Raw genomic sequence first — 9,880 nt, 5'->3', positions numbered from 1 at the left:
TGCGAGGACCACTAGTACGCGGGACCTTTGCCAGGGCGTCGGGGCGTCTGTAGAACTGGATGAGTCGCAAGGCGGCAGGGGTACTTCAGGTACTTCACCCCCCGCCGACGAACCCCTCTCCACCGCGTGAGTGGCTCACGCACGTCCTCGACGTGCCCGCGACCGCCCTTGTCCCCGTCGGAAGGTCCCCTCCGTGTCCAACGCCATCATCCGCCGCATCGCCACCTCCAAGAAGGCCCTCGCGGGCACCGTCGTCGCCCTCGGTGTCGCCGGCTCCATGCTCGCCACGGTTCCCGCCCAGGCGGCCCCGATGAGCGCCAAGGCGATCGCGCAGCAGATGATCAAGGACCCGGCCCAGTTCGCCGCCTTCGACAAGATCATCTCCCACGAGAGCGGCTGGAACCACACCGCGACCAACCCCTCCTCGGGTGCGTACGGTCTGGCCCAGGCCCTGCCGGCCTCGAAGATGGCCTCCGCGGGCGCCGACTGGAAGACCAACCCGGCCACCCAGATCAAGTGGGGCCTGGACTACATGAACGACCGCTACGGCAGCCCGGTCGGCGCCTGGAACTTCTGGTCCGCCAACCACTGGTACTAAGCCGCGGCACGCAGCACGCAGCACGCAGCACAGCGCAGCAAACATACGAAGGCCCCGGTGGCCGGCCTCCCCAGGTCCGGCCTCCGGGGCCTTCTGCATCCCATCCCACGGGACTCAGGGGCGCCTCACAGGCGCTGGATGATCGTGCCGGTCGCCAGCGCGCCTCCCGCGCACATGGTGATCAGCGCGAACTCCTTGTCACGGCGCTCCAGCTCGTGCAGCGCGGTGGTGATCAGCCGGGCGCCGGTGGCGCCGACGGGGTGGCCGAGCGCGATGCCCCCGCCGTTGACGTTGACCTTCTCCAGGTCCTGGTCGAAGACCTGCGCCCAGGACAGGACCACGGAGGCGAAGGCCTCGTTGATCTCGACGAGGTCGATGTCCCGCAGTGACATCCCTGCCTTGCCGAGCACGGCGCGCGTCGCGTCGATCGGTCCGTCGAGGTGGTAGTGGGGGTCGGCGCCGACGAGCGTCTGGGCGACGATCCGGGCGCGCGGCTTGAGCTTGAGGGCGCGGGCCATCTTGCGCGAGGCCCACATGACGGCGGCGGCGCCGTCGGATATCTGCGAGGAGTTCCCCGCGGTGTGCACGGCGGTGGGCATGACCGGCTTGAGCCGGGCCAGCGCCTCCATGCTCGTGTCGCGCAGGCCCTCGTCCCGGTCGACCAGGCGCCACATGCCCTGCCCGGCGGCCTGCTCCTCCTCGGTCGTCGGCACCTGCACGGCGAAGGTCTCGCGCTTGAACCGTTCCTCGGCCCATGCCGCCGCGGCCCGCTCCTGGGAGAGGAGCCCGAGCCGATCGACGTCCTCGCGGGACAGGCCCCGGTGGCGGGCGATCCGCTCGGCGGCCTCGAACTGGTTGGGGAGGTCGACGTTCCACTCGTCCGGGAAGGGCTTGCCCGGGCCGTGCTTGGATCCGGAGCCGAGCGGCACGCGGCTCATGGCCTCGACGCCGCAGGCGATGCCGATGTCCATGACCCCGCCGGAGATCATGTTGGCGACCATGTGGTTGGCCTGCTGCGAGCTGCCGCATTGACAGTCCACCGTCGTCGCGGCGGTCTCGTACGGGAGCCCCATGGCGAGCCAGGCGTTGCGGGCGGGGTTCATCGACTGTTCGCCGGCGTGCGTCACCGTTCCGCCGACGATCTGCTCGACGCAGTCGGGCTGGATTCCGGTACGGGCCAGCAGTTCGCGGTAGGTCTCACCGAGCAGGTAGGCGGGATGGAGGTTGGCGAGAGCGCCCCCGCGCTTACCGATGGGGGTGCGTACGGCTTCGACAATGACGGGTTCCGCGGCCATGAGCTCGTCCTCTCCTGCACTGCGTCAGCACGGCGGGCCGTCCCGGCGCCCCGCCCCGAACTAGTACGCGTTCTAGTTCTCCCCGCAGTCTTATGACCTGAGGCCCCGGCACGCAAGGGTCTTGCACGCGCCCTGCACGGATTCCACACGCAACAGTTGGCGCCACGACCCTTGTCACTTCTAGAACTCGTTACTACCTTCAAGCCAACTTCTGATGGTCCGTCAGACTTTGGAGTTGCCCGATGTCCTGCCCCGCACTGCCCGAAGGCTTCGACGCCACCGACCCAGACCTGCTCCAGAGCCGCGTCCCCTTCCCGGAGTTCGCGCAGCTGCGGCAGACCGCGCCCGTGTGGTGGTGCCCGCAGCGGCGGGGCGTCACCGGCTTCGACGACGAGGGCTACTGGGCCGTGACCCGGCACGCGGACGTCAAGTACGTCTCCACGCACCCGGAACTGTTCTCCTCGACGACCAACACCGCGATCATCCGCTTCAACGAGCACATTCCGCGTGATGCGATAGATGCCCAGCGTCTGATCATGCTGAACATGGATCCGCCGGAACACACGCGCGTACGCCAGATCGTGCAGCGCGGCTTCACCCCGCGGGCCATCCGTGGCCTGGAGGAGGCGCTGCGGAACCGCGCCCGGAAGATCGTCGAGGAGGCCGCGGCCACGGCGGCCGACGGCAGCTTCGACTTCGTCACGCAGGTGGCGTGCGAGCTCCCGCTGCAAGCCATCGCCGAACTGATCGGCGTACCGCAGAAGGACCGCGCGAAGATCTTCGACTGGTCGAACAAGATGATCGCCTACGACGACCCGGAGTACGCGATCACCGAGGAGGTCGGCTCCAACGCGGCGATGGAGCTCATCGGTTACGCGATGAACCTCTCCGCCCAGCGCAAGGAATGTCCGGCCAAGGACATCGTCACCCAGCTGGTGGCGGCCGAGGGCCAGGGCAACCTCGGCTCGGACGAGTTCGGCTTCTTCGTGCTGCTGCTGGCGGTCGCGGGCAACGAGACCACGCGCAACGCCATCAGCCACGGCATGCACGCCTTCCTGACGCACCCCGAGCAATGGGAGCTCTACAAGGCGACGCGGCCGTCGACGGCCGCCGAGGAGATCGTCCGCTGGGCCACCCCGGTGGTGTCGTTCCAGCGCACCGCCACCCAGGACACCGAACTGGGCGGCGCGAAGATCAAGGCGGGCGACCGGGTGGGGATGTTCTACTCCTCCGCCAACCACGACCCCGAGGTCTTCACGAACCCGGACGTCTTCGACATCACCCGCGACCCCAACCCCCACCTGGGCTTCGGCGGCGGCGGGCCGCACTTCTGCCTCGGCAAGTCCCTCGCCGTGATGGAGATCGACCTGATCTTCAACGCCCTGGCCGACGCCCTCCCGAACCTCCACCTGACGTCCGAACCCCCACGCCGCCTCCGCGCGGCCTGGCTCAACGGCATCAAGGAACTCCGCGTCACCCACCCCTAGCCGGACCACCTCCCCCTCCAGCCCCACCGACGTTCGAGGCGCCCCTCCCAACCCCGCCTCCCCCTGCACCCTTTCCAGTCCCGCCGCCTCCCCTTCAAGCCCCGCCGGCGTTTGAGGCGCGGGGCCCGGGGCGGAGCCCCGCTCTCCCAGCCCCGCCGGCGCTTGAGGCGCTCCCCCCAACCCCGCCTCCCCCTGCACCTTTCCAGCCCTACCCCCTCCAGCCCCGCCACCTCCCTCTCCAGCCCCGCCGGCGCTTGAGGCGCGGGGTCCGGGGCGGAGCCCCGCTCTCCCAGCCCCGCCGGCGTTTGAGGCGCGGGGGCCCGGGGGCAGCGCCCCCGCAACGGCGCCGCACCCGTTCGAGTGGCGGACCGACCCGAACGGGGCGATCCTGACAAGCAGCGGCGATCCAGCCGAAGGGGCGCCGGGGCGATGCACGCCCCGGCGCCCCTTCGGCCCGGGCCGGGCCGACCGCGGCCCGGACACGGCCCCGGTCACCCCATGCGCAAGATCGCGCACGTCGTGGTCGCGTGAGCGTAGAGCTTCCCGTCATGCGTCCCCGTGACCCGCGCCTCGGCAGTGGCGGTGGTCCGCCCCACGTGCAGGGCGGTGCCCTCACAGCGCAGGGTGGGGGTGTCCGCCATGACCGGCCGGATCATGTGCACCCCGAGCTGCACCGTGGTGTAGGCGGTGCCGGCCGGGAGCAGGGTCATCACGGACGAGCCGAGCGCCGAGTCGAGCAGGGTCGCCAGAAAGCCGCCGTGCACCGTCCCCATGGGGTTGAGCAGGTGGTCGCCCGGGTCGCCCTCGAAGACGGCGATGCCCTCGGCGGCCTCGGTGAGCCGGAAACCCAGGGTGCTCATCATCGACGCGCCGGGCAGTTCGCCCTTGAGGCTGGCCCGGAGGATCTCCAGTCCGCTCATGCCGAGGATCTCCGGGGTCATCTCCGGCCGCGGCTGCCAGGTGTGCGTACGGCTGCGCAGCGCGGCGCCGGCCTCGGGCGCCCCGGCCTCGTGCGCGCCGGCCTCGTGCGCGCCGGCCTCGGACGCCCCGGCCTCGGACGCCCCGGCCTCGGAGGCGCTGGTCTCATACGTGGTCATGGCAACGACCCTAGGCACGGCCCGGCCGGATTGGGAGTGTCGGATCCGGCAGCTTCCGTACGGATTCCGACAGCCCCTCACCGAGCCGCGCGGCGCTACGGTGGCACGGTGAAAGTCGCCGTACTGGCCCTCGACGGGGTCTTCGACTCGGGCATCTCCGCCGTCCTGGACGTGCTGCACACCGCCGACGTGCTGCGCGGCCAAGTGGCCGGAGCCCCGCCGCCCGCCTTCGACATCCGCACCGTCGGCGTGCGGCGCCGGGTCCGCACCGGGCTCGGCCACCGCATCGACACCGAACCGGCCGCCGTGGCCGACGACGCGGACCTGCTGGTGGTGCCCGCGCTGATGGAGCGCCGCCCGGACGCCCTCGTCGAGGCCGTCGCGTCGGCCGCGCACCGCCCGGCCCGCCGGATCCTGGCCGGGGCCCGCGAGCGCGGCACCCCGCTGGCCACGTCCTGCACCGGGACGTTCCTGCTGGCCGAGGCCGGGGTGCTGGACGGACAGCGGGCGACGACCAGCTGGTGGCTGGCCCCCTTCTTCCGGGACCGCTACCGCGGGGTCACGCTCGACGAGACCCGGATGGTCGTCAGCTCCGGCGGGGTCACCACGGCGGGCGCCGCGTTCAGCCATCTCGACCTGGCCCTGTCGATCGTCGGCACGCGCAGCCCCGCCCTCGCGGATCTGGTCCGGCACTACCTCGTCGTCGACGACCGCGCCTCACAGGCGGCGTACGCCATCCCCAGCGCCCTGGCCCGCCACGACCCGCTCGTCGCCGCCTTCGAGCAATGGGCGCGGACCCGACTCGCGGAACCGGCGCCGATCGCGGAGGCGGCCCGGGAGCTCGGCGTGAGCGAGCGCACCCTCCAGCGCACGGTCGCCCGTACGCTCGGCCGCACGCCCGTCGGGCTGGTGCAGGACCTGCGGGTGGAGCAGGCCGAACACTTGCTGCGCACCACGGACCTGCCGCTGGCGGCGGTCGCCCGGCGGGTCGGGTACGAGAGCCCGGGACCGTTGCGCACGCTGCTGCGCAGACGGCGCGGCGGCGGCTGACGCGGACGCGTTCCGGGGCGCTTCCGGAGGCGCGCCCCCGGAAGCGCGCCCACGAAGACGCGCCCCCGGGCGGGGCGAAAGGAGACGGCCTAGGAACGCGACCCCGCGACGGACTCGGCGGTGGTCGTACCGGGCGCGGCGGCCGGCTCCGCCCGTTCCGCGTCGTCCCTGCGCTGTTGCGCCGGGAGGCTCACCTGGAGGCCCCGCGGCCCGGACAGGGCGTACACGAGCCCGAAGCCTGCGGACACGACCACGGCCCCGCCCACGGCGTCCAGCACCCAGTGGTTGGCGGTGGCCACGATCGCGCACACCGTGATCAGCGGGTGCAGCGCCCCGAGCAGCTTCTGCCAGCCCTTCGGCGCCAGCACCACGATCACGATCCCGCACCACAACGACCAGCCGAAGTGCAGCGAGGGCATCGCCGCGTACTGGTTGGAAATCGCGGTCATGGCCCCGTACGAGGGGTTGGCCAGGTCCTGCGGCCCGTGCACGGTGTCGATGAAGCCGAGGCCGGGCATCAGGCGCGGCGGCGCGAGCGGGTAGAGCCAAAAACCTATGAGGGCCAACACCGTGGCCAGCCCCAGCGAGGCCCGCGCCCACCGGTAGTCGCCGGGGCGCCGCCAGTACAGGACTCCCAGGATCGTCAGCGGGACCACGAAGTGGAAGGAGGTGTAGTAGAAGTTGAAGAACGCCTCCACCCAGGGCGTGTTCACCACGGCGTGGTTCACGGCGTGTTCGATGTCGATGCCCAGCGCACGCTCGATCCCGTGGATCTGGCTGCCGTTGCCCTCCGCGAGGCTGCGGCTGGTGGGTGCGGCGGCCCGGATGTGCGAGTAGATCGAGTAGCCCACCCGTATCAGCAGGAGTTCCAGCAGCAGGTTCGGGCGGGACAGCACCCGCCGCCAGAACGGCATCAGCGGCACCCGCGCCCAGCGGGCCGCCGCGGGCCGCCCGTAGTCGGTGGGTACGGGCTCGCGCCAGTACGCCGACGAGCGCGGCAGGAACGGTACGGCGCAGGCCGCGGCCACGGCGGCGAGCAGCAGCACGTTGTCGCGTACGGGGGCGAGTGCGGCCAGGTTCGGCAGCAGCATCGTGCTCGGCAGGGTCATGGCCAGGACCACGGCCACCGGCCACACCGGCCGGTCGGCGGCCCGCTTGCCCACCTTGCCGGCGACGGCGAGGAGCACCCACAGCAGCTGGTGGCGCCAGCCGGTCGGGGACACGGCGACGGCCACGCAGCCGGTGACGGCGACGGCGAGCAGCAGCTGGCCGTCGCGGGCGTAGCGGACCGCGCGGCGCAGGCCGATCCAGGCGATGGCGGCCGCGAGGGCGGCGTACAGCAGGATTTCGAGCGGTCCGGTCAGGCCGAAGCGCAGCAGCGCGCCGTGCACGGACTGGTTGGCGAGGCCGTCGGGGGCTCCGCCGAGGCCGGTACCGGCCAGGTGCTGGACCCAGTACGTCCAGGAGTCGCGCGGCATGGCCGCCCAGGACAGCACGGTGGCTCCGGCGAAGGTCGCGGCGGCGCTCCGCGCGGTGGGGCGGCGTCCGGTCAGCCACAGCAGCGCGGCGAACAGCAGCAGCGCGGGCTGGAGCGCGGCGGCGAGGCCGACGAGGAAACCGGCGGGCCGGTCGCCGGGCACGCGGAACACGGCGAGGAGCACCAGCAACACGGGCAGGACGGCGGTCTGGCCGGGGGAGGCGGCCTCGCGCACGGGCAGCGAGACCATCATCAGGGCCGTGAGCACGGGCGCGGCGAGCAGCGCGGTGCGCCGCGGCACCGGGTCGGGCAGGCCACGGGCGGCGACGAGCCCGATGGCGGCGACGCACAGCAGCGTCACGAGGGTCCAGGCGACCTCCAACGACGGGGTGGCGAGGCCGACCAGCGGCTTGAGGACCAGTCCGGCGAAGGGGGTGTCGGAGAACTGGCCGGTGTCGTAGACCGACCCGGGCAGGCTGCCGGGGAGGTGGAATCCGCTCAGCCACTCGACCGGTGGCACCCGCAGCACGGCGGCGGCCTGTCTGACGGCGAGCGCACCGGCAAGCGCCCATAGGAGAAGGCGAGCCGCCCCGAGCCTGCCGTGACCGCCTATGACTCCGGCATGTCCGTTCGCACCGCTGTGCTCTGCCGCGTTAGCCACGCCTCGCCGGCCTCCCGCCCTGTTGACCGCAACCCTGACTTCGCCTGGCTGCCGCGCTCCATTACCCGCACGACGATATCCCCCGCGGGATGCGTTGGAGGGCCCTCACGGGCATCGCGAAGACCGACACGCGCGCCGACCTGCGAACCCTCTCCCCGACCGACCGGACCGGGGAGCTGCGGGCTCTCCAGGTGCGGACACCGGACTTCGTGGCGAAGCTGAGGTGAACAGGCATTCCGTGGAGAGGACGGCTCATGTCCATGCTTGACAAGCTCAAGGACCTCATCAAGGGACACCCCGACCAGGCCCGCCAAGGCGTCGAGAAGGCCGGAGACGCTTTCGACGCGAAGACCGGGAACAAGTACCAGAGCCAGGTCGACACGGCGCAGCAGAAGCTCAACGAACAGATCGGCAAGAAGCCGCCCATGCCCGGGGAGGGCAGGCCGCCCCAGACCTGAGACGTCGACTTCGACGCAGGGGCCGCACCGCAGTGCGGCCCCTGCGTCCACGCGTCCCTGCGTCCCGCGTCCCCGCGTCCCCGCGTCTACGGTCCGGCGGCGGGGTCCGTTACGAGCCGGGCCGGATCACCGGCGCCTTCCGGACGGGCGGGTGTAGGAAACTGCACCCATGTCGTCAAGGCCGGGCGTACGGCCCGGCCGGTGTTTCATGAGAGGTGTCCTGTGCCTAGCGTCGTAAAGATCAACGTACTGACGGTTCCCGCGGAGCAGCGGGAGATCCTGGAGCAGCGCTTCGCCTCCCGGGCCGGGATGGTGGAGAACTCGGACGGGTTCGAGTGGTTCGAGCTGCTGCGCCCGGTGGAGGGCACGGACCAGTACTTGGTCTACACGCGCTGGCGTTCGGAGCAGGATTTCCAGGCGTGGATGGAGGGCCCGATGAAGGCCGCCCACCAGGGCGGCGGCCAGGGCGGCGAGGGCGGCGGCGAGCGGCCGAAGCCCGCGGCTTCCGCCTCGACGGTGTGGTCGTTCGAGGTCGTGCAGCAGGCGGCGCCTAAGCAGGCCTGACGCGCTGCGCGCCGCGGGCCCGGGTCGGGCCCGCGGCGTGGCGGACGAAGAGGCGGAGAGGCGAAGAGGCGAAGAGACGGAGAGACGGAGAGACGGGCAGACGGGCAGACGGGCAGACGGGCAGACGGAGGAGCCTCAGCTTGAGGAACCTCAGCTCCAGAAAACGTCTTCCTCGTCGATGTCCGCGGTGCACTGGTCGACATCGGTGATCTTGTTCCCGATGATCGTGAAGAAGAGCCCCTGGCGGATCTCGATGCCGCGGTCACCGCGGTCGGCTCGTACCGTGTGGAAACTCATCACGTGCCCCCGCCCGTCCGCCAGCACCGATTCCAGATCCACCTGGAAGGTGCCCTTCGTCTCCTCGCCGAGGCGGCGGTAGAGGTCCAGGACGTTCTCCCGCCCCTTGTGGTGCCCGGACAGCGGGTTGTCGCCCGGCACGTGGTGGATGACATCGGCCGTCAGCAACGTGCTCATCGTCTCCATGTCGCCCCTGCCGAAAGCCTCGTAACCACGGCGGACCAGGGCACAGTCGGGATGCTCTGACATGGCGTTCCCACCCTCCGGGTACGCAGGGAATGTCCTTTTTCCTATCATCGGCCCGGCCTTGTGGATATTCCACGCGGGAGATCCGCCGCGAACTCCACAATGACGCCATGACCACTCACAGCGAACACCGCACCCCCACCCTGTCGTGGACCGTGACCCCCGAACCGTTCACCACCCGGGACGCCACCGCCCTGCGCCGCGCGTACTACGCCGAGGTCGCCGGCCGTTACTGGAACCGGCAGGTCACCGAGGCCGAGATCGACCAAGGGCTGCTGGACTTCCCGGACGACGGGCTGACCCCACCGACGGGACGGTTCGTCGTCGGCAGACTCGACGGCGAGCCCCTGGCGTGCGGCGGGATCCGACTGCTCGCCCCCCGGACCGCCGAGCTCACCAGGGTGTACGTCGACCGGCGCGCCCGCGGAACCGGCGGCGGGGCGGCTCTCTTGAAGGCCTTGGAGGCGCACGGCCGTGCGCTGGGCGCCGAGCGGGTCCGGCTGGACACCCGGTCGGACCTCGTGGAGGCCCGGGCGTTGTACGCGCGGCACGGGTACGCAGAAATACCGGCCTACAACTCCGGTCCGTACGCAGACCACTGGTTCGAGAAGCGCCTGGCCTGAGCCCGCGCCCCGGCGACCGGGCCGCAC

General features: G+C 71.5%; 11 protein-coding genes. 7 read left to right on the top strand and 4 right to left on the bottom strand.

The window, feature by feature from the left end; all coding sequences use genetic code 11:
• The first annotated feature begins 193 nt into the window (after positions 1–193).
• Positions 194–598 (top strand): transglycosylase SLT domain-containing protein, encoded by a 405-nt coding sequence (locus tag OG594_RS09415; protein ID WP_266597101.1) that lies wholly within the window; start codon positions 194–196, stop codon positions 596–598.
• Between the two features lie 125 nt (positions 599–723).
• On the opposite strand, the gene OG594_RS09410 is transcribed toward OG594_RS09415, so the two are convergent.
• Positions 724–1,893, bottom strand: coding sequence for a steroid 3-ketoacyl-CoA thiolase (locus OG594_RS09410; RefSeq protein ID WP_030390693.1), 1,170 nt, complete (start codon positions 1,891–1,893; stop codon positions 724–726).
• Positions 1,894–2,135: 242 nt separating this feature from the next.
• On the opposite strand from OG594_RS09410, the gene OG594_RS09405 reads away from it, so the two are divergent.
• The gene (locus tag OG594_RS09405; protein WP_266597099.1) at positions 2,136–3,380 is read left to right on the top strand and encodes a cytochrome P450; all 1,245 of its coding nucleotides are present in this window, start codon (positions 2,136–2,138) and stop codon (positions 3,378–3,380) included.
• Between the two features lie 491 nt (positions 3,381–3,871).
• On the opposite strand, the gene OG594_RS09400 is transcribed toward OG594_RS09405, so the two are convergent.
• Positions 3,872–4,477: a PaaI family thioesterase gene (locus OG594_RS09400; protein WP_266597097.1), complete on the bottom strand. Its 606-nt coding sequence runs from the start codon at positions 4,475–4,477 to the stop codon at positions 3,872–3,874.
• Between the two features lie 108 nt (positions 4,478–4,585).
• Between OG594_RS09400 and OG594_RS09395 the strand changes: the two genes are divergently transcribed.
• A complete protein-coding gene (locus OG594_RS09395) occupies positions 4,586–5,527 on the top strand; it encodes a GlxA family transcriptional regulator (protein WP_266597095.1) in 942 nt (313 codons plus the stop codon).
• 89 nt (positions 5,528–5,616) lie between these two features.
• Here the strand turns inward: OG594_RS09395 and OG594_RS09390 are convergent, their stop codons facing one another.
• Positions 5,617–7,617 (bottom strand): bifunctional glycosyltransferase 87/phosphatase PAP2 family protein, encoded by a 2,001-nt coding sequence (locus tag OG594_RS09390; protein WP_266602741.1) that lies wholly within the window; start codon positions 7,615–7,617, stop codon positions 5,617–5,619.
• 137 nt (positions 7,618–7,754) lie between these two features.
• On the opposite strand from OG594_RS09390, the gene OG594_RS09385 reads away from it, so the two are divergent.
• From OG594_RS09385 to OG594_RS09375, 3 genes are all read left to right on the top strand, one after another.
• Entirely contained in the window at positions 7,755–7,892 is a 138-nt protein-coding gene (locus OG594_RS09385; protein WP_266597093.1) for a hypothetical protein, read from the top strand.
• Between the two features lie 27 nt (positions 7,893–7,919).
• Complete coding sequence (locus OG594_RS09380) at positions 7,920–8,123, top strand: antitoxin (RefSeq protein ID WP_266597091.1); 204 nt, start codon at positions 7,920–7,922, stop codon at positions 8,121–8,123.
• 222 nt (positions 8,124–8,345) lie between these two features.
• Positions 8,346–8,687: an antibiotic biosynthesis monooxygenase gene (locus OG594_RS09375; protein WP_266597089.1), complete on the top strand. Its 342-nt coding sequence runs from the start codon at positions 8,346–8,348 to the stop codon at positions 8,685–8,687.
• 150 nt (positions 8,688–8,837) lie between these two features.
• Here OG594_RS09375 and OG594_RS09370 read toward each other — a convergent pair whose 3' ends face one another.
• The gene (locus tag OG594_RS09370) at positions 8,838–9,233 is read right to left on the bottom strand and encodes a nuclear transport factor 2 family protein (protein ID WP_266597087.1); all 396 of its coding nucleotides are present in this window, start codon (positions 9,231–9,233) and stop codon (positions 8,838–8,840) included.
• A gap of 107 nt (positions 9,234–9,340) precedes the next feature.
• Between OG594_RS09370 and OG594_RS09365 the strand changes: the two genes are divergently transcribed.
• Positions 9,341–9,853, top strand: a complete 513-nt coding sequence (locus OG594_RS09365) for a GNAT family N-acetyltransferase (protein ID WP_266597085.1) — start codon at positions 9,341–9,343, stop codon at positions 9,851–9,853.
• Positions 9,854–9,880 lie beyond the last annotated feature (27 nt).

Source organism: Streptomyces sp. NBC_01214 (genome assembly GCF_026340975.1).
GTDB lineage: Bacteria > Actinomycetota > Actinomycetes > Streptomycetales > Streptomycetaceae > Streptomyces.
The sequence above is the reverse complement of the archived record's forward strand: the minus strand, read 5'-3'. Positions and strand labels throughout refer to the sequence as shown.